22 protein-coding genes are annotated in these 24,783 nt (G+C 46.9%); 5 read left to right on the forward strand and 17 right to left on the reverse strand.

What is annotated here, in order from left to right; all coding sequences use genetic code 11:
* Positions 1-164: 164 nt before the first annotated feature.
* From BK120_RS29750 to BK120_RS29765, 4 genes are all read right to left on the reverse strand, one after another.
* Positions 165-3,026, reverse strand: coding sequence for a DUF4129 domain-containing transglutaminase family protein (locus tag BK120_RS29750; RefSeq protein WP_076271127.1), 2,862 nt, complete (start codon positions 3,024-3,026; stop codon positions 165-167).
* Positions 3,013-4,509, reverse strand: coding sequence for a DUF58 domain-containing protein (locus BK120_RS29755; RefSeq protein WP_076271128.1), 1,497 nt, complete (start codon positions 4,507-4,509; stop codon positions 3,013-3,015). Before BK120_RS29755 ends, BK120_RS29750 begins: the two co-directional genes overlap by 14 nt.
* Positions 4,506-5,525, reverse strand: coding sequence for an AAA family ATPase (locus tag BK120_RS29760; protein WP_076271129.1), 1,020 nt, complete (start codon positions 5,523-5,525; stop codon positions 4,506-4,508). The genes BK120_RS29755 and BK120_RS29760 overlap by 4 nt, the downstream gene beginning before the upstream one ends.
* 88 nt (positions 5,526-5,613) lie before the next feature.
* Positions 5,614-6,933, reverse strand: a complete 1,320-nt coding sequence (locus BK120_RS29765) for a polysaccharide deacetylase family protein (RefSeq protein WP_076271130.1) — start codon at positions 6,931-6,933, stop codon at positions 5,614-5,616.
* A gap of 212 nt (positions 6,934-7,145) precedes the next feature.
* On the opposite strand from BK120_RS29765, the gene BK120_RS29770 reads away from it, so the two are divergent.
* A complete protein-coding gene (locus BK120_RS29770) occupies positions 7,146-8,264 on the forward strand; it encodes a copper amine oxidase N-terminal domain-containing protein (RefSeq protein WP_076271131.1) in 1,119 nt (372 codons plus the stop codon).
* A 139-nt stretch (positions 8,265-8,403) separates the two neighbouring features.
* On the opposite strand, the gene BK120_RS29775 is transcribed toward BK120_RS29770, so the two are convergent.
* The 8 genes from BK120_RS29775 to BK120_RS29810 all read right to left on the reverse strand — a co-directional run bounded on the left by BK120_RS29775 (position 8,404) and on the right by BK120_RS29810 (position 15,466).
* Positions 8,404-9,252, reverse strand: coding sequence for a MetQ/NlpA family ABC transporter substrate-binding protein (locus tag BK120_RS29775; protein WP_076271132.1), 849 nt, complete (start codon positions 9,250-9,252; stop codon positions 8,404-8,406).
* A gap of 55 nt (positions 9,253-9,307) precedes the next feature.
* Positions 9,308-9,970 carry a methionine ABC transporter permease gene (locus tag BK120_RS29780; protein ID WP_076271133.1) on the reverse strand — a complete coding sequence of 221 codons (663 nt, stop codon included), beginning with the start codon at positions 9,968-9,970 and terminating at the stop codon, positions 9,308-9,310.
* Complete coding sequence (locus BK120_RS29785; protein WP_076271134.1) at positions 9,967-10,968, reverse strand: methionine ABC transporter ATP-binding protein; 1,002 nt, start codon at positions 10,966-10,968, stop codon at positions 9,967-9,969. The genes BK120_RS29780 and BK120_RS29785 overlap by 4 nt, the downstream gene beginning before the upstream one ends.
* A gap of 515 nt (positions 10,969-11,483) precedes the next feature.
* Positions 11,484-12,080: a lipoprotein BA_5634 family protein gene (locus BK120_RS29790; protein WP_076271135.1), complete on the reverse strand. Its 597-nt coding sequence runs from the start codon at positions 12,078-12,080 to the stop codon at positions 11,484-11,486.
* A gap of 233 nt (positions 12,081-12,313) precedes the next feature.
* Positions 12,314-12,799 carry a thioredoxin-dependent thiol peroxidase gene (gene bcp / locus BK120_RS29795; protein ID WP_076271136.1) on the reverse strand — a complete coding sequence of 162 codons (486 nt, stop codon included), beginning with the start codon at positions 12,797-12,799 and terminating at the stop codon, positions 12,314-12,316.
* A 53-nt stretch (positions 12,800-12,852) separates the two neighbouring features.
* Positions 12,853-13,644: an ABC transporter permease gene (locus BK120_RS29800; protein ID WP_076271137.1), complete on the reverse strand. Its 792-nt coding sequence runs from the start codon at positions 13,642-13,644 to the stop codon at positions 12,853-12,855.
* Positions 13,645-13,649: 5 nt separating this feature from the next.
* Positions 13,650-14,444, reverse strand: coding sequence for an ABC transporter permease (locus tag BK120_RS29805; RefSeq protein WP_076271138.1), 795 nt, complete (start codon positions 14,442-14,444; stop codon positions 13,650-13,652).
* Positions 14,441-15,466 carry an ABC transporter ATP-binding protein gene (locus BK120_RS29810; RefSeq protein ID WP_076271139.1) on the reverse strand — a complete coding sequence of 342 codons (1,026 nt, stop codon included), beginning with the start codon at positions 15,464-15,466 and terminating at the stop codon, positions 14,441-14,443. Before BK120_RS29810 ends, BK120_RS29805 begins: the two co-directional genes overlap by 4 nt.
* Before the next feature lie 374 nt (positions 15,467-15,840).
* On the opposite strand from BK120_RS29810, the gene BK120_RS29815 reads away from it, so the two are divergent.
* Together BK120_RS29815 and BK120_RS29820 are read left to right on the forward strand one after the other, a co-directional pair.
* Positions 15,841-16,926 (forward strand): LCP family protein, encoded by a 1,086-nt coding sequence (locus BK120_RS29815; protein WP_372239033.1) that lies wholly within the window; start codon positions 15,841-15,843, stop codon positions 16,924-16,926.
* A gap of 137 nt (positions 16,927-17,063) precedes the next feature.
* On the forward strand, positions 17,064-18,374 hold the full coding sequence (locus BK120_RS29820; RefSeq protein ID WP_076271140.1) for a glutamate-1-semialdehyde 2,1-aminomutase: 1,311 nt from the start codon (positions 17,064-17,066) through the stop codon (positions 18,372-18,374).
* A gap of 57 nt (positions 18,375-18,431) precedes the next feature.
* On the opposite strand, the gene BK120_RS29825 is transcribed toward BK120_RS29820, so the two are convergent.
* A complete protein-coding gene (locus BK120_RS29825; RefSeq protein WP_256711069.1) occupies positions 18,432-19,607 on the reverse strand; it encodes a PQQ-dependent sugar dehydrogenase in 1,176 nt (391 codons plus the stop codon).
* Positions 19,608-19,792: 185 nt separating this feature from the next.
* Here BK120_RS29825 and BK120_RS29830 point away from each other — a divergent pair, with 185 nt between their 5' ends.
* The gene (locus BK120_RS29830; protein ID WP_076271141.1) at positions 19,793-20,278 is read left to right on the forward strand and encodes an RrF2 family transcriptional regulator; all 486 of its coding nucleotides are present in this window, start codon (positions 19,793-19,795) and stop codon (positions 20,276-20,278) included.
* A gap of 60 nt (positions 20,279-20,338) precedes the next feature.
* The gene (locus tag BK120_RS29835; RefSeq protein WP_076271142.1) at positions 20,339-21,253 is read left to right on the forward strand and encodes an NAD(P)/FAD-dependent oxidoreductase; all 915 of its coding nucleotides are present in this window, start codon (positions 20,339-20,341) and stop codon (positions 21,251-21,253) included.
* A gap of 89 nt (positions 21,254-21,342) precedes the next feature.
* Here BK120_RS29835 and BK120_RS29840 read toward each other — a convergent pair whose 3' ends face one another.
* The 4 genes from BK120_RS29840 to BK120_RS29855 form a co-directional block, all read right to left on the reverse strand.
* The gene (locus BK120_RS29840; RefSeq protein WP_076271143.1) at positions 21,343-22,197 is read right to left on the reverse strand and encodes an inositol monophosphatase family protein; all 855 of its coding nucleotides are present in this window, start codon (positions 22,195-22,197) and stop codon (positions 21,343-21,345) included.
* Positions 22,198-22,303: 106 nt separating this feature from the next.
* On the reverse strand, positions 22,304-23,122 hold the full coding sequence (locus BK120_RS29845; RefSeq protein WP_076271144.1) for a sulfite exporter TauE/SafE family protein: 819 nt from the start codon (positions 23,120-23,122) through the stop codon (positions 22,304-22,306).
* Positions 23,123-23,221: 99 nt separating this feature from the next.
* A complete protein-coding gene (uvsE, locus tag BK120_RS29850; protein ID WP_076271145.1) occupies positions 23,222-24,244 on the reverse strand; it encodes a UV DNA damage repair endonuclease UvsE in 1,023 nt (340 codons plus the stop codon).
* 3 nt (positions 24,245-24,247) lie between these two features.
* A complete protein-coding gene (locus BK120_RS29855; RefSeq protein ID WP_054026471.1) occupies positions 24,248-24,565 on the reverse strand; it encodes a hypothetical protein in 318 nt (105 codons plus the stop codon).
* Positions 24,566-24,783 lie beyond the last annotated feature (218 nt).

The following is a 24,783-nucleotide window of genomic DNA, read 5'->3' on the forward strand; positions in this document are numbered from 1 at the left end:
TCATCAACAATTAACGGGAGAAATTCCTTCTATTGCAGAAAAAGCTCAAAGGTACACCATATTAACGGTAGTTTTTCCAGCTAAACTGCGTTTCATGTTTCGTTATATAAATCGACTTAAAGCTTAGCCCTTTAGGAGCCAAAATGTATCATCGTCTCCTGCAACTATTTAGGAGCCTTGACTGGCATGTCGCTTCTCTTCTGCTTTTGCAGATTATCCGCGGAGCGCTTCTTCACTTTCTGAATCGGCTGCTTGTCCAGCACTCGCAGAACCGTCCTCAGTGAAGAAGGAGTTGGAGCACCCGGCCAAGGACCAGGCGCAGCAAAATGTGCTTCCTCAAGCCAGCTTGTAAGCTGGCGCAGCGCGTCCTGCTGCTCCGCACCGAGCGTCGGCTCAGCAGCGTTCGCATATTCACGCGCCGTCTGTCCCGGCGCCTGCACGCCGAAACGGCGCTGCAGCAGCGGCGCTAACGCGCTGCTCACAGCAATGAAGCTCGCGCGAATCCGCCCATCGGCGTCGCGCGGCGTTTTTCCACTGCGCGGCGCCATATCCGCCGCCGCGCCGCCAGTGCCAGAGCGCAAGCGCGCCTTCGCCGCTGGCGCTGCATCCATGTCCGTCACAGGTTCATGTGACGGATAGGGCGCGGCTGCGCCGGCGAGCTTCGCGATGCCGGCGTGAGCCGCGCCATAACGGCGCAGCGCCAGCGAGAGGCGAAGCCGCTGGTGCTGCGCCGCAGCAATGGCCGCGGCCGCGAGCGCTAGCGCGGCCGCGCCTGCGGTAACTACAGCGACGGGCGATGCCGCCGCTGCGCTCTTGGCGGCGCTTTGCGCCGCATGCACGAGGGCGTCTGCTCCTCGTGCAATGGCTGCTGCCGCCGCCTCGAATGAAGCAGCGAGCCGCGATAAACTGGACTCGCTAAGGCCACTTGCTCCGGTTGCTGCTGTTCCTACTGCACCCATCGCAGGAGCAGCAAGCTGTCCGTCCACAGAACCGACGGACGCGATAGTCGATACATCGCTGAATCCCGGCGTCGGATCAAAGGGTACCCAGCCTGCGCCTGGGAAATATACTTCAACCCAAGCATGCGCATCTGAGCTTCTAACCTCATAATCCACCAGCTTCAAACTATTTTCAGTGGTTTGCCCAGCACCGCTGCTTCCCGCGCTTAGCCCCTCACTATTCAAACCTTCTGTACTCGCATTAAGCGTCCCTTGCGACCCGCTATCTTTACTTACACCGCTCGTACTCAGCGAGCCTATCTCCGTGCTCTCCCCCACTGGAGTGCCTGAAGTAAAGCCTTTCACCCACCTAGCGGGTATCCCTTGCGAACGAAGCAATACGACCATGGCTGTGGAGAAATGCACACAATAGCCCTGCCGCTGCTCGAAGAGGAAATGATCGACGAAGTCGCTTCCTTCCGGCGGAACGGCACTATCCTCCAGCGAGTAGGTATAGCTCGCTTTCAAAAAGTCCTCTATCGCCTTCACCTGATCGTAGCGGCTTGTAACCCCGCCGCCCGCAACCTCAGCAGCTAATGCAGTTACGCGGCTTGGCAGACTACTTGGCAGCTGCAAATAAGGCTCAAGCTCCGCAGCACTTTCTACTGTTGCCGCCTGTGCTCCGTCACCTGTCGATACATTATCGTCAGCGGTACTGCTCAAAGCGCGTAATTGTGCTTCATCCGTTATGGAGAGCACACTCTCTATTGTATATTTCTCAATCTTCGCCGTATCCGATTGCGCGTATAAAGAGTCTTTATCCGCATTGTATACGTAACTTCCAAGCTTCCTGCGCGGATCAGCTGCAACAAGCTCTGTCACATTGCCAAAGTGGCCTGATGCAAAGAGCGGCATCCCTGCAGCCGGCTTAGACCAAACTACGGTTTGCCGAATGAGCGGACCAAGCTGCTTATTTCCAGCTTCTGCTGCCGCCTCAGTGGAGGCTGCTGCATCGGAGCCTCGAATAGGAAGCAACACAGAGCTGCCCGTGGTATCAATCCAGCCCCGGCCGTCATACACCTGCTTTGACTCCCCGCGCCAGTATGCTTTCTCAGTGGAGCTGCCTGTAAATAATACGCTGTTATCCTTTTGCACAGGCGCTCCTAGCACGCCGTCATCAAAACCATAACCCGTAAATGCACTGCCTAATCGTTCAAATCCAGTTTGCCCCATTACATGGATAGAGCCTTGCTGATTACCCATAGACTGAATGGTTTGCTCTAAACGATCATTAAGAGAAGCAGTCCAGCTAGCAGGCGGCATCGTTTCACCTTTCCCACCTGCAAACAAAAGACCGCAGCCAAGTATCGTAAGTACAACAAACACGGAGCTTGATAACCAGCGCATATCAAGACCTCTAAGCTTGCCGGCACCTGTATTAATCATGCGCTTAACACGCGGTACAGAGACAATGGCACCTAGCAGGAGTCCTTCTGCCACGGTTCGCATTAAGCCTCCCATTACATCCATACCCAGCCAGACATGCAGCGTAATCAAGTAAACTAGCGTGAAAAATGCGATGCCAAGAGCGGTCTGCCGCATCCATAATAGAGCCTGCAATGCAGATGCCAGCATCGCCCAGCCTATAAACAGCAGCAAAGTCCGAAGTTCTCCGGACATTGACCACAGCCCATTTTCTATAATCAGAACAAAATGGTCTCTCAACATGCCTGGAAACGCAAGCAGCCATTGCAAACTGCTTTGATCAGCGCTTTTATAAATCCACATGAGACTTAATATGCACAACAAAGCATTCATAACGAACGAAAGTGCAATCGGCAAACGAAACAGCCCTGCCAGCAGCACCACTCCGATAACAAAAATTAGCGGGGCAGGATTATAAATAGCCGACCACTCACCTGCATTCACCCAAGGTAGCAGCCATTCCGATAGCAGTCCGAACAGCAGCAATGTTGTGATCAATCGGTATTCAAACGATTCCTCAGCCGATTCTCCTCTCAGTAAATTATGCTCAGCTTTCAGAGGCTTATCGCTCCTCCCTACTACATCGCTTTTAAGCAAGCTCATGATTGTCGCCTCCTTCCTCGGCGTAAGGGAGCGCGTTCATACTCGAAGGGACATGCAGCCACGTCACTTTGACGCCGCCGCTTTCCAACCATTTTTGTTGTTCGCGCATAGCGAAGGTCGGTACATTGCTGCGCGTAATAATAAATAGTTCCAGCCTGCAGCCTTGCTCGCCTGCGAATCCGGCAAGCTCTCCCCAGCTCCGGCCGCCTCGCCAATCCGCAGTAAATACAAGTATCGTACTGCCGCGTGCTTGCAGGTTTGATTCTTCGGCGAGTCTCCCAGCAAGAGAGCCCTTTCCATCTGCGCGAAGCAATGCCATGGCATGCAGCATCTCTGATAAATCAGACGGTGTTCCTCCATCAACAGATGATTGCATGACAGGAGAACCTTGTCCAAGCAGCAGTGTCACAGCGTGGCCGAGTGAAGCAGACTGTGCTAATGCAAGCGAAGCCCAGCCTACACAAGCATCAAACAACCGATCGTCCTGCCCATAAGCCGAAGCAAGCGTATCGACAGCAATAACTGTTTTGGCTGGCCGCTCTAAAGGATGGATTTTGGTCTGTAAGCCGCGCCCTTTTGCTGCACTTCGCCAATCCAGATGACGCAGCGAATCTCCTTCGCGATATGGACGGCTGTCTGGTCCTAGTCCCGCTGCACTCACCGCCGCTTTGATTTCCTCCCGACCCGCATCTCCAAGGTGATCCGTACTTGGATCAGCGGTCGAAGATTGCACAGCATATAATGCTGTGCCTCTTGCACGTTCCGCTTTTTGTACCTGATCGGCATGGGGCAGTCCTGGCAGTACTACAAATTCTCCTGCGGTATATATAAGTTTATGGATCGCTGACAAGCCGAGCCAGTCCCCCACTGTAATCGATATAGGCTCGAAGGGATAACGCCCGCGCCGTAAGTGATGAAGAGTATACCGGTAAGTCATCTCTTGGCGGAACATTGGCATAAGCACCGTACGCACGCTTATTTTCGTATTTTCTGATGAACTTTCATTACTCGTCTCATCGGAAATAGCTATCCATACAATAGGTATGAGCAAAGAACGCTTAAAAGTCAGGCTAATTTCAAGCTGCCCGCCTTCTCTCGTCATTTCTTGCGACATCATCCTCATTGCAGTTAATCCCTTGGCAGCCATAATAGGCGCAAGCCCGCTAATGATTATAATCATGCTGAATACGGATAACATAAACCACTCTACTGCACCGCCTCGCATCATGACAGCTGCCAAGCTGCTTGCCCAGCCCGCCGTAATGATACACCAAGCGATCCATCTCGTACGATATGGATAAGCTAGTTGATCCCATTCCTTATTCACTAGAACAGCTTCTTTTACTTGTACCGAAGCTGCTCTTTGCCCACTCCTATCAAGCGGAGCTGCGCTGTCACCCTCTTGAGTATAAGTCGTCGTATCAACAGCCTCATTCTCCGGCATTCCGCCTTGCAATAATTCATCTTGAAAAGGTGCATTCATCGGCGCTTCCCGCTTCCTACTGCAGCAGGCATCGGACATTCACGTATCGTCCGTCTCATAACTGCAGCTGCATCAGCACCAGCCGCAGTCGCGTTAAAACGCAAAGACAAACGATGCGGAAGCACAGCATCAGCTGTCGCCAGCAAATCATCTGGAATCGCAAATCCGCGTCCTTCCATATACGCATTCGCCTGTGATGCCCGCAGCCAGTCGCGCAGTGCGCGTGGGCTTAAGCCCAGCACAACCTCAGGCGCACGCCTTGTCGCATCGGCTACTTGCACCATATATTCAAGCAGTGCCGGATGCATGTGAGTCTGCCTTGCCTCAGCTTGCATTTGCAGCCATTCCTCCGTAGCAATGACAGGACGAAGCCGTTCGGGTTCCATTCGATTGCCATTCGCGTATTGCTCGAGCATCCGCTTCTCTTCCGATGAGCCGGGATAACCAATTGTCAGCCTCATCATAAACCGATCCAATTGTGCTTCTGGCAGCGTGTTTGTCCCCTCGAAGCTAAGTGGGTTTTGTGTAGCTATGAGCATAAAAGGAACCGGCAGCTTGCGGGTTTTCCCTTCTACCGTCACTCGTCTTTCCTCCATGGCCTCCAAAAGCGCAGACTGCGTGCGCGGCGACGTTCTGTTAATCTCATCAGCAAGCACCACATTGCCCATAATCGGTCCAGGCCGATAGACCAGCTCACTCGTCCGTGCATCAAGCACGACTCCGCCAACAATATCAGCCGGAAGCATGTCGGACGTAAACTGTATTCTTTTAAAATCTCCACCGACCGCTCTAGCAAACGCCTGAGCGAGCAATGTCTTGCCAACACCCGGCACATCCTCTAGCAAAACATGTCCGCCAGCCAGAAGTGCAGTTAGCGTATTTCGAATGACCTGCTGCTTGCCTAGCAATACACTCTCTACCTTTACTAGCAATCGATGCAGCAGCACCTGTGGTGCTTCCGGCCAATGACTATAACGTTCCTCTTTAGCATCCTCAGAAAATTGGGGAGAAATCATCGTATAAATCGCCTCCTGAAAAATAAATCTATCTATTTTTCAGTGTCCCCAGCTTTCTCTCACTTTAGACCTGCTAGAAACCTTTCTATTACTCCGTTATCCAAATTTCCCGATCGGTATCGTTGTACACATATCTTGTTATCGCAATTCCAAGTTTTTGCAGCGTCTCACGCACTGGAACTACGATCTGCTTCTTGGGCTCATCCATCACAGGTATCTCCTTGCCGGATTTCGGCGGCACCTGGTTTGTACTTACATACGATTCTATGGAATCAGTATTCAACTCAAGTTCCGTGCTGTCTTCAATCCATTCCACAAGCTTTTGCAGCGACACTTCGATGGCGCCGTTTTTTATTCCGTATTCGCTTGACGCAAGCACTAGACTTTTCTCGCCACGATGCAAAATTAAATTTGGAACCTGCTTCTTTGTTTGGGCAGACAGGCTGCTTTGACCTAGCTTCTCCGAAAACAGAGTGAGCTTATCTACTTCCTGCTGCGTGACCTGCTTTCTGCTCCACTTGAGTTTGCTTGCCACCCTAAACTGAATAGGTTCAACCTGATCCGTCAGCTTAGCAAATGTGTACCCTTTATCTTTGTAATATTTAATGATGGCCGGCAATGCCTTAACAGACTCTGCATGCCCTGCACTGTCATGAAGCAAAACATTCAGCTTGTTTGCAATCTTTGAGCCTTTAATCGTCGTCATAATCTCGGAAGCTGGTACTCCTTGCCGCTTCGAATCCCCACTGTCTACATTCCAGTCATGCACCTGATAACCTGCCGCTTTCATTGCATCGAAGTATCCCTGATCAAAATTGCTATATGTGCCGCCCGGCGCGCGAACTAATGTAGTTCTAACTCCAGTTGTACGATAGATAGCTTCATCTGTTTTCATCACCTGATCAGCAAATTCAGCAAAACTTCCGTATAAATGATCGTATTTATGGTCAAACGTATGATTGCCAATCCCATGTCCTTCCTTCACGATCCGTTTAACTAATTCCGGCTGCTTCAGCACATGTTCACCAAGCACAAAAAAAGTCGCCGTTATCCCTTCCCGCTTCAAAATTTCCAGCACCTGCGCTGTATTCTTACTAGGTCCGTCATCGAATGTTAAATACAAAATCTTTTGATCTGATCCTAGTGAATTGGCTTTAACTCTATCATTTTGCGATGAAGCAGCAGCAGCTGACGACTTGCCTTGCTCCAGCTTTTTCCCAGTATCGTAAGATGCCTGCACCGTTAGAAGTGGCATCGCCTCATAATTCGTAACCGCAGCAGCGGCACTTGCCTGTACGATCTTCTGATCACTTGCAGCATCGTCTTTATTCGCCCCAAAACCATCAGGCTTAAACAAACCAAAACAAACAACTAGTATACAAATCGCTACCCGCCACATCCGCTGCATTCACGCTGCCACCCTTCTTTACCTATGAATAATTAAATGAGTCATTCTGATAGATTATATGAACAGTTGAACTGGTAAATGACTATGCTAGTCAATTTCAAATGTCAGCTTCGAATAAAACATGAAGACAACAGTGCGCAACTTATTGTGGTGCATTCGCGTCTTCATTCCATATATATTCCATTTAATTGAAATTTAGGAGAGTGATTGTAATGAAATGGAGCATTGCAGCAGTTATTTTGGTATTTGCACTCCTGCTGCCAACCTCTGTCAGTGCGGCATCTCAGGCAAACTATGAGTTTAATTGGGATTCCGGCACTCGCTCTTATGGAGGAGCACTCGTAAAAAATGGCGTTACATTCGTATCAATGGATAGTGTCGGAGGCGGAGCGGGGCTCGAAGTGAAATGGGATAAAGCGGGCAAGCGGGCTCAATATGACGGTTGGAATAAATCGATTACGGTGCGTCTAGGCAGCAAAACAGGTGTACTCGATGGAAAGATGGTTAAGCTCGAAAGCGCACCATTTTTGTATGAGAAAAATGTTTATTTGCCTGTCCGTTTCGTTGTCGGAGCATTAGGTGGAGATAACGTGACGTGGGATGACAAAAAAAAGACGATAAAGGCTGATCATCTGAAAACGTTCAAGCAGTATCTCTACTCATATGGTGGATTAACTTACACCGTAGAGCCTAAGAAAGGCATTGTCTACGTCACTGAGGCAAAGGGTGTAAGGCGTGAGCTGGCAAAGCTAGGTGAATCCATACATGAATATTTGACATTCAAATTTCAAAAAACACCGGGCGGACTGCTGGTGCTTAATCTGGAAGATAACTATGGAGAGCCGCATATTCACAACCAGCTATTCACGCTTGTCATGAAAGACGGCAAAGTCATACAGCAATCCAGCGTTTATTATTTCCGTCGATTGGAGCAAAATGTGACTCAAGCAGACGGCCAATTGCTGCTGAATGATGGCAAAACTTTGCGTCTGATTAAAGACGGCACCGGAGAAGTCATTGAAACGATTGATTTGGTTAGCCTAGGCGGAGAAGATGACAATTATTTTATTGAGTATTTTGACAAGGATGTCTTTCTCTTGCGTGCAAATAAAAACGGCATTTTAAAACTTGTGAATAGAAAAGATATGACGACTACAGTGCTTTACAAAGAATTATTGGGTGCTAAGCAGCAAGAATATGTAGAAACAAATGATCTTCCTTATCTCGGCGATTACCTAAAGTTCATCAAGCGTGAAGGCGATATTTTGTATTTCAAGAATGGTTTCCCGTATGACAAGGATAATCAAACCTATAGTTTAAGCCTTTCGTAATAAGAAGGAGCTTGTCGGCAGTGATTTAGGTATAAAAGCATTGACTAACAATAGCAGTGATGCACAAAACATAAAAAAGCTGAGCAGCGATTACTCGCATGCTCAGCTTTTTTGTCATTTTAATTAAAGTCCGGCCTGCTTAAAATGCAGCAACAATCGCGCCTTTGTAGGTCTCATCAATAAATTTCTTCACTTCAGGTGAACGAAGCGCTGCAGCGAGTTTCTGGATCGCTTCGGAATCCTTATTGTCTGGACGCGCAACAAGAATATTTACATAAGGGGAGTCATTTCCTTCAATGAAAAGTGCATCCTCTGTAGGAACTAGATCGGCCTCCAGCGCGTAATTCGTGTTGATCATAGCAAGGTCAACCTCACCTAAGACGCGCGGTAATGTCGCTGCTTCTACTTCTCTAATATCAAGCTTCTTCGGGTTAGCGACAATATCTGATACAGTTCCGCTAACACCTACGCCATCCTTCAGAGTAATCAGTCCATTTGAAGCCATAAGGGCAAGCGCACGTCCGCCATTCGATGGATCATTCGGAATGACAACTTTCGCGCCATCCTTCAGCTCATCGATTTTTTTAATCTTTTTCGAATAGGCGCCAAACGGCTCAATATGAATAGCAGCTACATTTACAAGATCATAACCTTTGTCTTTGTTGAACTGATCCAAATAAGGTGTATGCTGAAAAAAGTTAGCATCAATATTTTTTTCATAAAGCTGTGTATTCGGTTGGATGTAGTCATTGAACTCGATAATTTCGAGGTCCACGCCCTGCTCCTTGAGCATTGGCTTTACAAATTCAAGCAGCTTCGCATGTGGAACAGGAGAAGCGCCAACCTTCAGCTTAACCGCTCCAGGCGTTTCTGTTCCTTGATTAGCATTTGATCCTGCTGAGTTGTCATCGGTATTTTTGTTTTGTCCGCAAGCTGCTAATGTAAACATCAGCATTAAAGTTACGATCATATAACTTGTCTTTTTCATGTTCATTCCTCCATTGTTGTCAATTCATTCTGAGCTGCATCATGCTTCTACTTATTTATTTTCTGCTGTAACGACGCACTAAGGAATCCCCGATCGTTTGCAGCACCTGTACGAGCACAATAAGAAGCGCAACGGTTACTAGCATCACATCGGTTTGGAAACGTTGATATCCGTAGCGAAGTGCCAAGTCACCAAGTCCACCGCCGCCGATAACACCTGACATCGCTGTATAAGAGACGAGTGTTACTGCCGTTATTGTAACCGCAGCTAGCAAACTTGGACTAGATTCACGGAGCAGCACGCGGCGTACAATATCCCACTTTGATGCACCCATTGCCTGAGCCGCTTCAATAACGCCGCGATCTACCTCACGCAGCGACGTTTCCACCAGCCTTGCAAAGAAAGGCGTTGCTGCTACCACAAGCGGCGGGATAGATCCCTCTACGCCTAGCGTCGTTCCCGTAATGATTTTTGTAAGCGGCATGATCAATATCATCAATATAACGAACGGAACCGAGCGCAATACGTTGACGATAAATGAAAGGATGCCATACACAATAGGCTGCTGCAGAAGCTGCCGTTTTGAAGTTAGAAACAGGACGACGCCCATGATTAATCCGAAAATAATTGTAAACACGAGTGAGGCTGTCAACATATAGAGCGTATCCTTCGTAGCATCCCAAATTTCAGGAATACGTACGTTTTCGAAGCTCATCATATCGCATCCACCTCCAGCCCATCTCTACGTAAAACATCAATCACTTGATCAATCTCCGCGGCGCTGCCGATCAATTCCACAATAAGCTGACCATAAGGCGTGTGCTTCATACGCGAAACGGTTCCTTGCAAAATCGCAAATTGAACAGACGTTGGCTTCACCGCATTATACAAAATAGGCTCGTAAGTTAGCTCACCAATATAAGTCATGCGAAGCAGACGCCCTGAGCGGCCTCGCAGCAATTGTCCATTCACGGCGCTGTCCGAAGCTTGATCAACAAAGTCGCGGGTAACCGGATGCTCCGGCTTTAGAAATACATGCAGCACATCGCCCATTTCAACGATTTCGCCATCATCAATAACAGCGACACGATCACATATCGAACGTATAACGTTCATTTCATGCGTAATAAGTAAAATTGTAATTCCTAGCTTCTCATTAATGTCGAGCAGCAATGATAATATCGAGTTCGTTGTCTGCGGATCTAATGCCGATGTCGCTTCATCGCAGAGCAATACATCCGGATTGTTTGCGAGCGCTCTCGCGATACCAACACGCTGCTTCTGGCCTCCCGAAAGCTGAGAAGGATATTTATCTGCATGACCTTCAAGCGAAACGAGCTTCAGCAGCTCATCCACACGCTTATTCACCTCTGCCTTTGAAAGCTTGGCGAGAACAAGCGGGAATGCAATATTATCTCGTACCGTAGACATCGATAGCAGGTTGAAATGTTGAAAAATCATTCCGATTCGCCTGCGATGCGCTTGCAGCTGTCTCTCTGGCAAGCCGGTAAGCTCCACATTCCCAACATTTACCGTTCCCGATGTTGGCTTTTCCAGCAAATTGACGCAGCGCAGCAGCGTGCTCTTCCCCGCGCCTGAATGACCGATAATTCCAAATATTTCACCTTTACTTACCGTCAAGCTAACGCCACGAACCGCTTCTACTGAAACCGACCCTACTCGATACGATTTTCTGATGTTGTTTAGCCTGATCAAATCTATAACCCCCTATCTAACAAGCAAGTCCATATTTTATAAATGTGACAGCATACTGTCAATGTCAAAATTATCTATTTAACTGTGCTTCATAGTTTAACAACTATATATTCATCTGAGAAAGCTTCCTCTATTGTTTCCCTGCTCCATCTTTTTACTCTTGCACTTGATGCATAACCGCGGGAACTGTCTTAAAAATAGTAAAGAGCAAGCTCGCTGAAGCAAGAGCTTACTTAGAACAAAATCGTTATTTTTCTATTCTGTTATATGAATGCCTGCGCCAAAATACACTTAAGGGTTCAACACTTCATCTCACCGACAGAAAATTCAATCCATTATGAAAAGATCAAATAAGAGCTGCTGGGTTCGTAAGCTTGTTGTCCAATAAGGGAGTGCATTACTGGCTGCAATTAACTCAGAGACTCACTCTCCCTAAGATACGTCAGCAAAAATAAAAATAGGGTTGTCGCAAAAGCAGATTAAATCTGTTTTTGCGACAACCCTAACCAGAGCCATTATTTCAAAGTTACAAGCTGGTCTCTTTCCACATCAAACTCTCCGATTAGCTTTTGTGGATTTTCTTTAAATTTCATAACAGCCATCGTTTTTTCTGTCTTTTGCAGCGATGACCAGGATGAGTCCTCCAGTACAACAAATGCATCGACATAAGCTCGGCCGCTTCCAATAATCAAATTCCCTTCATATTTGACTGAAATGGGATTTCCATTTCCATTAATCTTGTCTGACTCTTTTTTGGCAAACAATAAGCCTTCTCCATTTGGAACAGTCGACAAAGATTTTACCTTTTTAGTTTTACCGTCAGCTTCCACTTCGGTAAGCAGTTCTTTTTTCAATAAGCCTTGAATCGCGGATTGCGACAAATACATTATTTTTTGTCCATCAGCAATTTCGATTTTTATTTCGTACACTTCTTTTGTTTCTAATTGCTCGGCATGTTTGATTAATACATCATCGATCTGCTGTTTCTCTCCGTACACAATGACACCCTTAGCCTGCGGAAATATTTTTTCGATGATGCTGTCCTTGCCAACATATCCCGCGATTAGGATGACAGCGACAAGCGACAGCATGGCAATTAACAACTTTTTCATTTTCATTCCCCCATATATTTTGTGTTTATTCGATATTCTGCGATCAGCTGAGTTCAAGCTATTGGAACAATTTGTAGACGCCTCCTTTACAAGTCCGTTTTCTATTTCCTATCGTATAAAAAATAGCGATTGCCAACCATCGATTAGGGTGACAATTCAGGTGACAAATTTGTAAGAGTCCAAAACAAAAAAACAGGACGGAGCAGCTACTTCCTGCTCCGTCCTGTTTTCAATTATTTAGCAGCAGCCGGTTGCAATTGTTTTACGGCATCCAGTACCTGCTCTGCATGCCCCTTCACCCTTACTTTACGCCATTCCTGCACAAGCCTGCCCGCTTCATCGATGAGAAAAGTCGATCGGACAAGACCCATATACTCTCTGCCATAAAGCTTCTTTAATTGCCATACTCCATACAGCTCGCACACTTCATGCTCCACATCAGCTAACAACAGAAAAGGAAGCTCCTTCTTTTCAATAAAACGCTGATGAGACTTTACCGTATCTAGGCTAATCCCCAAAATAACAGTATTTCGTTTCAGCATCTCTGTGTTTGCATCTCGAAAATCACATGATTCCTGTATGCAAGCTGTCGTCATATCCTTTGGATAAAAGTAAAGGACAACATTTTTCCCGCGATAATCGCTAAGTGAAACATCTTCTCCATTTGACGCCGGCAATACAAACTCCGGTGCCATATCTCCCACTTGAAGCTGTGTCATGATTAGTCCCCCATCATTTTTGCTGCACACCTATTCAATTAAAACCAAGCCGCTTAAGAGCCGGCTCCTCGGTATCGCTTTACGCCATGGTTCCATAACAAAAGCCCTAGAGAGAACACGATAATTCCCATGACCGGAGTTAGGAGCGCAAGCTGTGAGAGATCATCCGCCTTCTTATCAAGAAAATAAGAAGCTGGGATGACGCCTACAAAAGCAAACGGCAGCAGCCATGTTAATACGAAGCGGATCATTTTGTTATAGATATTAACCGGGTAACGTCCGTAATTTTGAATGTTGTACATCAACGGCACAATTCCTGTCGGTGCATCGGAATAAAAGGAAATGGCACTAAGTGCCGTGTAGAGCCCCGCATAAATCAGCACTGCACCTAATATTAAGAGCATCAGCACAAATAGATCGAGAATCTCGAAAGGCAATCCGAGCTGTGTCCAGCATAGCACCATAATAATAGCCCCAACGAAGGAACCGATTAAAGAAGGCGGATCTACATTTTCGAGAAGCACCTGATATAGGCTGTGTGCTGGGCGGGTTAGAACACGATCCATCTCGCCCTTCACAATATAACGCTCGCTGAAATTCCATATGCTGAAGAAGGTGCTGAACACGCCATATGGGATCATGAAGAAACCATAAACGAATACGACCTCTGCCTCAGACCATCCGCCAAGCGACGGCGTATGCTGGAACACGATCAGAATAAAGATGAGGTTCATCCCTTGGAACAATAAATCGGAAAGTACCTCGATCCAAAAGTCAGCACGATAAGTAAGACGCGTCTTCGCGTAGTTTTTAATGTATTCCAAAAATAATGATGCGTATCTCATATTTATTATCCCCCTTGCACGAACAACCGCTTGCGAGCGGCGCGCCACGTTAACCAGATTGGCACCAGCAGCCCAACAAACCAAAGCACTTGAATGCCAAACACCTGCAATATTTGATCGCTAGGCGTCCGCCCCGTGAAGACGGAGCTTGGCAAATACGTAATAGCTTGGAATGGCAGCCACTGCATAATAGCTGACAGCCAGCCTGGGAAAAACGCTATCGGCACAACTACGCCAGAAAACAAATCGACCATAACACGTTTCATTCGCATCATGCCTTCGTTATTTTCAACGAAAAATGCGAATAGGCCTGTCAAAATATTAATTTGCGAGTTGATAAGAAAGCTAAAGAACAGCATGACTAAATAAATGAGCCAGGTCATCGGATCTGTCGGTAATTTAACGGGAAATAAGAAACAAACGATAATCATCCCCGGCACCATGAAGAGCAGCATTCGGAACAAGCCTTCTCCGAAACCTTGCATCATTTTTACGACTAAATAGGAATAAGGTCTAATAAGCTGTACTGCTACGCTACCATCCCTTATTTCATTCGCGATCTCGCGGTCCAGGTTATTGAAGTAAAAAGCACGAGCCATCCACGATACCGCAACGTAGGTTGTCATTTGGGTCACCGTGAAACCGGCCAACGTCTCCTTGTCCCCATAAATCGCCTGCCATAGAAAGTAATAAGCACCGATATTAATCGCATAAATAATGATACCGCTATAATAATTAACGCGGTACGCAAGCATCATGATAAACCGTATTCGAATAAAGTCGATATAAGCGCTCATCATGATTGAACCGTCTCCTTGGTTGTTGCCGCAGAGCCAGAGGAATAAATGCTTCGAACGATGTCATCGGTGTTTGTTTCGATAATTTTAATGTCGCGAATTTCAACGCCGCCTACAACGCATGCCAATGCATCCGAGACATTAACGGCATGCGGCAGCCACATTTTTGCGCTCACTTCATTCTCCATCGTCCATGTTACATCGAGTGTGCTCGTCAACTGCTGCAGCTTGGCAAGCGCAGTATGTCCTGCAAATTGGAACTGAATTTCGCGTCCTTTGCTCCAACGGCTCTTCAGATCCTCCAGTCCGCCATCATAGATAATGCGGCCATCATCGAGCATGATGACGCGAGAACAAAGCGCCTCAATATCCTGGAGATCATGAGTCGTCAGCAAAATTGTCGTACCCTGCTCCTTATTCATTTGCATCAGGAAATCACGAATTTCTGTCTTCACGACGATATCCAGACCAATTGTAGGCTCATCGAGAAAAAGAATGGATGGATTGTGAAGGAGCGAAGCAACAAGCTCGCAGCGCATCCGCTGCCCAAGGCTCAGCTTGCGTACAGGACGATTTAATAAATCGCCAAGCTGTAACCGCTCGACAAGCTCGTCAAGACGTTTGCGGAAATCCGCCTCCGAAACCCGGTAAACTTTGCGGAGTAATTGGAACGATTCAATAACGCCTATATCCCACCACAGCTGAGACCGCTGTCCGAATACAACACCAATGCCATTAACGAATTTCTCTCTATCCTTAAAAGGCACGTAGCCATTTACTTTGAGCTCGCCTGCGGTCGGTACCAAAATACCGGTCAACATTTTGATGGTTGTCGATTTTCCGGCTCCATTCTCGCCAATATAACCGCAAATTTCACCCTGCGGGATTTGAAATGAAATATCCTTTACCGCCGTTACCTCGTTGTACTCGCGTTTAAACAAGTCCTTGAGGGCGCCGGATAGGCCTTCTCGGTTTTTTTGAACGCTGAATTGCTTGCGTAAATCCTTTACATCGATTGCTAACATCTGGTTGTTATAGCCCCTTCCACTTCGACATTTCCTAGGAAATAGCGATCTTTATTTACTTAAAACGATAAAACTTGCTTCTGCATGTCGTTCAGCTTTATAATTTTATGATATGTAATCATACATTAGTTCACGCCTAGCGTAAACGACTGTCTTTGCCTTGTGCAGCGAAGCTTTTGTTTGCTGATGAAATATAAGCTGTTAATAAGGCTCATACTTATGCGTTCTTATATTTCTAACGTATACTGCTCTGCTAACTTCTTTTTTTGGGAGCGGATCATTCGCTATGCCATCTTTGCTCATGCTTACATTGAAATCTACCCTCATTGTTTCAAAACGATTCCGCAATATCTGAAAGGAGCACGTCTAACGAAATGCCTAAAGAGACGAATAAAGAGACGACTGAAGAATCGAAAAATGAGACTGCTAAAATGGCGAAGAAAAAAAGATGGAAAAGGATTTATATCAGCCTCTCTGTCATTCTTGGTGTGGTAGCAGCGTTTGTTATTTATTGGAGCGTAGGTGTTTACAGTGCGCTTGATAAGTTCAGTGATCCAGAGCCAACAAAGGCTCCTATCGAGGATGCTGAAGCAACGCCAGTACCTATTCCTGAATGGGAAGGCAAAGAGCGCGTTAATATATTGCTGCTCGGCGGTGACGCTCGCGGGCTAGACGAGGGGCAAGCGGCTCGTTCAGACTCCATATTGGTTGCATCCTTTGATCCTGTGACCAAGAAAGCACATCTATTCTCCGTTCTTCGCGACACTTACGTCAGCATAGAAGGGCATGGGAAAGGCCGTATTAATACAGCACTTACTTTAGGAGAATATCCGCTCGCTATGAAAACGGTTGGAGACCTGCTTGGCCTCGACATACAATATTATGTTTATACCGACTTTGAAGGTTTTAAAAGCCTGATTGACGCAATGGGCGGCATTTACTTCGATGTCGAAAAAGATATGCATTACACCGATAACGCCGACGGCAATCGCTACGATATTGATCTCAAAAAAGGCTACCAGCTGCTTGACGGCGATAAAGCCCTGCAATACGTTCGTTTCCGCCACGATGCGATGAGCGATTTCACAAGAACGGAGCGTCAGAGAAATTTCCTTCAGGCGGTGTCCAAAGAGCTTCAATCGACATGGAACATTATCCAAATGAAAAAAATTCTTGAAAGCGTTCAGCCTTATGTGAAAACAAACATTAGTGTGCCGGATATGCTGAAGCTCGGTCAGCTTGGCGTCAAAAGCCATGTGGCCAGCACAACGCAAATACCGCCGATGGATCTCATCGCGGAGGATCGGGTTGGCGGCGCGTCTGTTATTGGAATTAGAGATGAAGATGAGCTGCGCTCCTTCGTACAGACGACGCTGCAGGAAGACAACACCGTTCCAGAACCTACTGCTTCGCCAAGCAGTACACCAAGCGGCAGCGACAGCAGCAATAAACAGCAGTAAACATACGTACACGCAACGGCGCTTCAAGTTGCGTGTATTTTGTTTCTAGGTGCGCCGCGGCTGTACATCATACAACACTCTTTCTCAGCTTGTTTAAATTGACTTACAACTATGAATCCCATTGGAGGCTGCTTTCCATGACAACAAAGCGACAAAATTCCGAAAAACTATATGAAGAAGCGCTGCAGCATATTGTTGGCGGAGTCAACAGTCCTTCCCGCAGTTACAAAGCGGTAGGCGGCGGCGCACCCGTATTTATGAAACGTGGCGAGGGCGCTTATTTCTGGGATGTCGATGATAACCGCTATATCGACTATTTAGCTGCTTATGGCCCTATTATTACTGGACATGCTCACCCGCATATTACAGAAGCTATCGTTCGTGCAGCTCAGAACGGCACGCTATACGGCACACCAACGGAGCTGGAAATTAAGCTTGCTCGTATGCTGAAAGAAGCCATCCCATCTCTCGACAAGGTGCGGTTCGTCAATTCCGGTACAGAGGCCGTCATGACGACCATTCGTGTCGCTCGCGCCTATACAAAGAAATCCAAAATCATTAAATTCGCTGGCTGCTATCATGGCCATTCAGACCTTGTGCTCGTCGCAGCAGGCTCTGGTCCGTCTACTCTGGGCATTCCAGACAGTGCAGGCGTCCCTGCAAGCATCGCTAGTGAAGTCATCACCGTGCCATTTAATGATCTGCCTGCGCTGAAAGCTGCACTCGATCGCTGGGGGCACGAGACTGCCGCTGTTATGGTTGAGCCGATTGTCGGCAACTTCGGTATGGTTATGCCGCATGAAGGCTTCCTAGAGGGGCTTTGCAAGCTCACTCGCGAAGCTGGAGCGCTAGTTATATACGACGAGGTCATCAGCGCCTTCCGCTTCCATTACGGAGCAGCACAGACCTATGTTGCGTTCCCTGATCACCAAGCCATCGAACCTGATTTAACCGCATTAGGCAAAATCATCGGCGGCGGCCTTCCAATCGGTGCATACGGCGGACGCCGTGAAATTATGGAGCAGGTTGCTCCTCTCGGCCCTGCTTATCAAGCTGGTACGATGGCGGGCAATCCTGCCTCGATCTCAGCAGGCATAGCGTGCTTGGAGCTGCTCCAAGAGCCTGGCATTTACGATAGAATGAACGCACTGGCTACGAAGCTTGCAACAGGACTGCACGCCGCTGCCAAGCAGCATGGCATCCCGCTCACAATTAACCAAATTCGCGGCTCCTTCTCCGCTCATTTCTGCGATCATCCGATTACGAATTATGATGAAGCGCAGGATACAGACGGCGAGCTGTTCGGCAGATTTTTCAAGCTCATGCTGGATCAAGGCATCAATCTTGCACCATCCAAATATGAGGCTTGGTTCTTTACGACAGCCCATACCGAGGCAGACATTGATGAAACGATTAAAGCCATTAATTATGCTTTCACTAACTTGTAATAGTTGTTTAGATCATAAAAAAAAGCTCAGGAGCTGAAATAGGCTCCTGAGCTTTTTTTATTTTTCCTGCTTTACTATAAGCAATCGATCATCCGATGTTGACGGGTTGCCGCGGCCATCGGTATTATTCGTGATGACATAAATACGTCCGTCCTTTATCTTTACGTCACGAAGTCTTCCTTCACCTTCGAATACTCTTTCCATGTTTTTGGATGCTGGGTCATAGCGATAAAGCGCCTCGCCTACTAAAGTAGCAATCCATATTCGATTGTTCTCATCGATTGTCGCGCCTGAGGGCGCAATCGCATCTTCGCCGGTATGATAAATCGGCGTTATCATCCCTTCCTGCGCAGCGCTGCCATAAATCGCAGGCCAGCCGTAATTGCCGCCCGCTGCAATTTTATTAATCTCATCATGTCCGCCAGGATCTCCCGAAGGGCCATGCTCTGTATTAAACAACACACCTTCACTATTCCAAACAAGCCCTTGAGGATTGCGGTGTCCATAAGAATACACATAGGAGCCGGGAAACGGATTGTCCGCTGGCACCTTGCCATCTAACGTCATTCGCAAGATCTTTCCTGCAAGGCTGTTACGATCCTGTGCCAGCTCCGGCTGCTGGGCATCTCCTGTTGTTACATAAAGCAGCTTGTCGGGCCCAATCGCCAGCCGTCCGCCATCGTGATTCGCAGCACCAGGAATGCCCTCGAGCAGTGCTCGAACCTCATCCCATTGCCCGCCATTTTGTTTAATAAGCACGACTCTGTTCATTACACGACCATTTTCTTCGTAAGTATGATACGCGTAGGCCTCTCGAGACTGAGCGAAATCCGGAGCAAGCAGGAAACCTAAAAATCCGCCTTCTCCGCGGTCATGTACACTTTTGAGCAAATGAACCGCTTGACGTGTCGTCGCATCGCCATCCACCTTCACAATATTTCCTTCGCGCTCGCTTATATAAATAATATCCCCGTCAAAAGAAATGACCCAAGGCACTCGAAGCTCCTTCGCAAGTACGGTGTAAGCCTCGTCTTGCTCTTCTTGCTCTTCTTGCTCTTCTTGCTCTGACGGCTCAGTACTTTCATCAATTGCCATCGTTTTCTCAGGCTTATCCGTCGCTTCATTTACTTTTGTATTTGTTGACGACGTTTCATTCGGCTCGCATGCAACAAGCATGCCTAAACATATTGTTGTCATCATCATCGCAGCAATTCGCTTTTTCACTGTCACCATCGCTCACTCCTCCTGGCTTATCTCCAGTACTTCCATGCTATTTCATTCGACAAAACACATTGTAAATCCTTGCAAATTTACGTATTTGTATTACACCATTGCATTATGGATTCACGTTGTCTATAATGGACATTGTGGATCTATAATGATTAATTACAAGTATTAAAGGAGGGTGAGTGTACCCTATGCAATATTCAAAAAGTATCGGTTATGCACTTCATGCTTTAATTCACTTAGCCCATGCTGAGCGCGGCCAGAACATAGGTATTAAAGATTTATCTTCTTCTCTCGGAGTTTCAGAGAGCTACTTATCCAAGATTATGTCCAAGCTGCGGCAGGACGGCATCGTACGTGCTGTGACGGGTGCAAGCGGCGGCTACGAGCTTGCTAGAGCTGCAGATCAAATTACATTTTTTGATGTCATTCAAGTTATTGAGGGACGGCAGCCTTTATATGAGTGCTTTAATATTGACGATCAGCATCATCATTTATTTTTTGAAGCTGAAGATTTAGAGCTTGAGTCCACTGACCATTCAGAAAATAAGGGATGTCTTGTAAAAAAAGTGATGATTGGTGCTGAACGTCATATGCAGCAGTACCTTCAGCAGCATACGATCCAGTGGGTGGTAGACTCTGCTGCCTTCAATCCATTAACACAAACCGTGAAATAAACAAGTCTCACTACTCTTTCTGCGTAAAAATAAAATTAGCCATTCGAGAGGATGTTTAACATGGAACAAATGATCGATGCAGCAATTATTGGCGGGGGACCTGCAGGCTTGAGTGCTGCACTTGTACTAGGCAGAGCAAGAAAAAGCGTAGTTGTTATTGATGAAGGGCGTCCGCGCAACCGAGTTACTCGCGAAACTCACGGTTTTCTTACCAGAGACGGCATTAGTCCAGGCGAGTTTCGACGAGTCGCGAAGGAGCAGATTAGCGCATATCCTACGGTTCATTTTGTAGAGGATGCTGCAGTGTCGATCACTGGAACCGATGGCCATTTTCAAATTACGACCACACAAGGACAAATCTATCAAAGCAAAAAGCTGCTATTTGCAGCAGGAATGAAAGACATCCCTCTCGATATTAATGGACTGTCTGAAGTATATGGCAAAAGCGCCTTCGTCTGCCCTTATTGTGATGGCTGGGAATTAAGAGACCAACCGCTAGTCTTGATTGTCAAAGGCGATAGAGCGCTGCACTCTGCCAAAATGCTGTCTGGTTGGACAAGCCAAATTACCATTTGTACCGATGGTCCTGATGAATGGACAGATGAGCAGCGTGAAGAGCTTAAGCTGCATAACGTTCCTACCTTCAGCTCACCTATCCTGCGTATTGAATCTAGCGATGGCATGGTGAAGCAAATTGTGCTGGAGGACGGTACTATTGTTCCGTGTACAGGAATTTTCTTTGCACCAAAGCTTGCTGCAGGCTCAGACTTGCCGCAAACATTAGGCTGCAAGGTCACTGAAGCAGGGACTGTTGTTGTTGATATGTTTGGGAAAACAAACATTCCAGGTATCTATGGCGCTGGCGATGCAGCGACGGAGCTGTATCAAGCCATTACGGCTGCTTCGATGGGATCCTTGGCTGCTGTGGGCATTAACAGCGAGCTGCTTGCAGAGGCTTGGAATAGGCGAGTTTAATACTTTCAAATTCATAAAAAAAAAGCAGCTTTGGCAATTTATAAGCCTGGCTGCTTTTTTGGTGTTTGTGTACACGCTGTTTATTGCGTTTATTCGCTTGCTTTCGCCTCGTCAAGCGCCGAGATAAGCTCCTGCTGAATGTGTCCATTAGACGCTACGATATTTCGCGTTCCCAATTCGTAAGGCTTGCCAACTGTACTCGTCACAATACCGCCCGATTCCTGAACGAGCAGCGAGCCGGCAGCAAGATCCCAGCTATTCAGTCCAATCTCCCAGAACCCGCTCAAGCGTCCTGCCGCCACATAGGCCATATGCATCGCAGCAGAGCCGGCTATACGGAGATTGCGAACCTGCGGGGCAACTGCTTGAATGCCTTTCAAATTTAAAGGCAGCGCATAATGATGGTCAGCCGGAAGACCTGTTGCAACCAAGCTGCCGCGCAGCGTATCCTCCTTGGATACCTGCATCCGTTTTCCGTGCACGTAAGCTCCCTTGCCTTTTTCGGCTACAAACAATTCATCCTTCATCGGGTCATAGACCACGCCGACGATCACCTCGCCGTTATGCGCCAAGGCAATGGACACACAGAAAAAAGGAAATCCGTGAACAAAGTTCGTTGTGCCATCAATAGGATCAACGATCCATAAATATTCAGCGTCACGGATGTTCTCCAGCGCACGCGTTGACGCTTCCGGCCCAGGCTCTACGCCTTCCTCTCCCAAAAACGAATGATGGGGAAAATGAGTCATCACTAGATTTTTTATTAAACGCTCGGAACCTTTATCAATTTCCGTAACAAGATCATGCGAGGAATACTTTATATCAAGGCTTGCAAAGTTGCCAAGCTTCGTCTTAATCCATTCTCCTGCTTTCGACGCACAATTAATTGCGACAGCCGTAAAGCTTTTACCGCCAACGACGGAAGTACTGTTCTGATCATTCACGATCCATCACTCTTCCCTCTATGTAAATTCACGAACATTTCTATCCATGTTAAGGTCTACTACGTTTGATGCTTTTACCAAGTTTCGCATGAATACTCCAACCATATCAAAATGAACGCAAGCCTTCAATGATTAATTGTCCCGCAAGCAGAAGCAGCGTCACTCTAAGCAGCCAAAGTAAGCCCTTGCCGCTCATTTTCACAGCAATTGCCGCACCCAGCTTTCCGCCGATCCAAGCTCCAGGCACTAATGCAAGCACGAGCAGCCAATCTGTTTCACCAAGATAAACGTGCATGCCGCTCCCTAGAATGGATGATAAAAAAATAATGAACATTGATGTTGCGGTCGCCATATGAGGCGGAAAACGAAATAACAGCACCATAAGGGGGACAAACAGCGACCCGCCTCCGATTCCAAATAAGCCAGACATGAGACCTACGCCAAAACCGATACCGAGTGCAGGAATAATACCATAGCTGTACGTATGCACCTCGCCTGATGCATCGGTCATCGTTCGAACGATTGGCCACTGCTTCGTAAACGGTTTCATGTAGTCACGAGCAATTAATAATGATGCCATCAGCAGCATGAAAATACCAAATACAAGCTGGAATACGCCTGCAGGCAGCTTTCCTGTAAGCGCGGAGCCAATCATTGCTGCAGGCCCGCTGGTCACAAAAAATATCCAGCCGCTGCGGAAATCAACGATTTTACGTTTAGCATAGCTCAGTGTAGATGCAAGTGCCGTAACGACTAATACCGTTAATGATATGCCAACTGCTGTTGCATGTCCAATAGCTTCTCCCGTTAATGTGGGACCAATGAGCATTAAGACAGGAACGATAATGATACCGCCGCCAAGACCTACAATACTGCCAAACATCGCTGCTACAACGCCAAGAAGTACAAGAAGTATCCATTCCATGCGAATTCACCTTTTCAGTTACATAATGATGCATCTATTTGAAAACGCCCGCTATATAATAACACCGCCAAGGCAAGCCCTGACGGTGTTATTTTGCTGCTAATCAGCAGTAATTTCTACGCGGCCGCCATCCAACACCTTGATGCCTTCTGCGCTTGCTTCCAGTTCCTTTAAGTCTTCTATCAGCTTCATCAAAGCCTCATCCTTGCTTTTGGCTTCAAGCATGCAATCCAAATATTCAGTATTTCTAGCCGCATGACGCAAAAACTGTACAAGCGGCTCTGCTTCTACATAATCTGCATGACCACGCGGGTCAGATAAGCTTTTTGGACTGGAAGCGTGAATTTTGGGAGGGAGCTGGCTTGTACCAGCAAGGCCCAGCCGCTCTCGCTCTTTATCCCATGTTCGAACAATACGCGGCCATAAATGCTCATATAATTCGTCATCTGAGATGTCGCCTGCATTAACGGCATGATGGTGAATGTCGAGCACCATCGGAACCTCAACCTGCTCAGCCGCCTCTAGCGTTTCCATGACATTGAACGTTTTATCATCATTTTCAAGCGTAATTCGATGTTTAAAGCGAGGCGACAAGGAGCTGAACTGGCGAACAAAACGTTCACCAGCTACAACCTTGTCGCCATATGCTCCACCGATATGTATATTGCATTTTGTCGCTTCATCAAGCCCCATTGCCTCTAGCATAAGAATATGATTGAGCAAATCCAGCTCTGATTTCGCGAGCACCTCCGGTCTAGGCGTGCTGAACACGCAGAAATGATCCGGATGAAAGGACACTCTTATTCCGTGCTTCTGCACGAACTCGCCAACTTCCTGAAATGCTGGTGCTAGCGCTTCAAATGGATTCCACTCCAATAAGTCCTCATGAGTAGCAAGGGGTATAAGCTTTGACGAAAAGCGATACATTTGAATTTCGCTGGCTTTGCAATGCTTCAAAATCCGCAGCGTACTGCGCAGATTTTCCTCTGCTATTCTTTCCAGCTTCCGAATCCCTGCCTCGCGGTCGTTTAGCTTCGAGAAGTTCGCAAACGTCATCGTTCTCGAAGGCGATGCATTCTCAACCTGCAAGCTCATTGCGACAAAACCTAATCTGACAATCATCGATTAGGCCCTCTCTCCAAAAAACATTTCAAAAGCAAGCGCCGTTTGAACTTTTGATTCTTCCTCAGTCAATTTTCTCACGAGCTCCATCTCCACTTGTGTCACTTCTTCGCCTTGAAAATTAATTTCGGCGATAGAAGCTAAAATGCGGACAATCGCAATCGCTTCATTGGCTGGTGTATAAGCAATCACCTTTTGGCCAGTTGGAAATACGCGAAAGCCGCTCTTGACCATTTTGCCCCGACCATACTCCAACAATTCATAGAGCTCTTGTTCGGACTTAAATTTGCACACAGAATTAAACTCAGTTGCAAAACCCATATAGTTTCCCTCCTTTCAGTGAAATTTCTACCGTGCCTTCAAAGGACTTACTACCAAACCTTTAAAGGCTTATTTCAAATCTTTAAACCTTAATGTCAAACCTTTAAAACATTAATATCAAACCTTTAAAACATTAATATCAAACCTTTAAAACATTAATATCAAACCTTTAAAACATTAATATCAAACCCTTAAACCCTTTTCAAGCTTTTCGAACC

Origin of the sequence: Paenibacillus sp. FSL A5-0031 (assembly GCF_001956295.1) — a bacterium.
GTDB lineage: Bacteria > Bacillota > Bacilli > Paenibacillales > Paenibacillaceae > Pristimantibacillus.

What these genes read in the sequence shown, in the direction of transcription:
- BK120_RS29750 (WP_076271127.1), bottom strand. Translation starts at nt 3,026, where the DNA reads ATGAGCTTGCTTAAAAGCGATGTAGTAGGGAGGAGCGATAAGCCTCTG.
- BK120_RS29755 (WP_076271128.1), bottom strand. Translation starts at nt 4,509, where the DNA reads ATGAATGCACCTTTTCAAGATGAATTATTGCAAGGCGGAATGCCGGAG.
- BK120_RS29760 (WP_076271129.1), bottom strand. Translation starts at nt 5,525, where the DNA reads ATGATTTCTCCCCAATTTTCTGAGGATGCTAAAGAGGAACGTTATAGT.
- BK120_RS29765 (WP_076271130.1), bottom strand. Translation starts at nt 6,933, where the DNA reads ATGCAGCGGATGTGGCGGGTAGCGATTTGTATACTAGTTGTTTGTTTT.
- BK120_RS29770 (WP_076271131.1), top strand. Translation starts at nt 7,146, where the DNA reads ATGAAATGGAGCATTGCAGCAGTTATTTTGGTATTTGCACTCCTGCTG.
- BK120_RS29775 (WP_076271132.1), bottom strand. Translation starts at nt 9,252, where the DNA reads ATGAAAAAGACAAGTTATATGATCGTAACTTTAATGCTGATGTTTACA.
- BK120_RS29780 (WP_076271133.1), bottom strand. Translation starts at nt 9,970, where the DNA reads ATGATGAGCTTCGAAAACGTACGTATTCCTGAAATTTGGGATGCTACG.
- BK120_RS29790 (WP_076271135.1), bottom strand. Translation starts at nt 12,080, where the DNA reads ATGAAAAAGTTGTTAATTGCCATGCTGTCGCTTGTCGCTGTCATCCTA.
- bcp (WP_076271136.1), bottom strand. Translation starts at nt 12,799, where the DNA reads ATGACACAGCTTCAAGTGGGAGATATGGCACCGGAGTTTGTATTGCCG.
- BK120_RS29800 (WP_076271137.1), bottom strand. Translation starts at nt 13,644, where the DNA reads ATGAGATACGCATCATTATTTTTGGAATACATTAAAAACTACGCGAAG.
- BK120_RS29805 (WP_076271138.1), bottom strand. Translation starts at nt 14,444, where the DNA reads ATGATGAGCGCTTATATCGACTTTATTCGAATACGGTTTATCATGATG.
- BK120_RS29810 (WP_076271139.1), bottom strand. Translation starts at nt 15,466, where the DNA reads ATGTTAGCAATCGATGTAAAGGATTTACGCAAGCAATTCAGCGTTCAA.
- BK120_RS29815 (WP_372239033.1), top strand. Translation starts at nt 15,841, where the DNA reads ATGCCTAAAGAGACGAATAAAGAGACGACTGAAGAATCGAAAAATGAG.
- BK120_RS29820 (WP_076271140.1), top strand. Translation starts at nt 17,064, where the DNA reads ATGACAACAAAGCGACAAAATTCCGAAAAACTATATGAAGAAGCGCTG.
- BK120_RS29825 (WP_256711069.1), bottom strand. Translation starts at nt 19,607, where the DNA reads ATGGTGACAGTGAAAAAGCGAATTGCTGCGATGATGATGACAACAATA.
- BK120_RS29830 (WP_076271141.1), top strand. Translation starts at nt 19,793, where the DNA reads ATGCAATATTCAAAAAGTATCGGTTATGCACTTCATGCTTTAATTCAC.
- BK120_RS29835 (WP_076271142.1), top strand. Translation starts at nt 20,339, where the DNA reads ATGGAACAAATGATCGATGCAGCAATTATTGGCGGGGGACCTGCAGGC.
- BK120_RS29845 (WP_076271144.1), bottom strand. Translation starts at nt 23,122, where the DNA reads ATGGAATGGATACTTCTTGTACTTCTTGGCGTTGTAGCAGCGATGTTT.
- uvsE (WP_076271145.1), bottom strand. Translation starts at nt 24,244, where the DNA reads ATGATTGTCAGATTAGGTTTTGTCGCAATGAGCTTGCAGGTTGAGAAT.
- BK120_RS29855 (WP_054026471.1), bottom strand. Translation starts at nt 24,565, where the DNA reads ATGGGTTTTGCAACTGAGTTTAATTCTGTGTGCAAATTTAAGTCCGAA.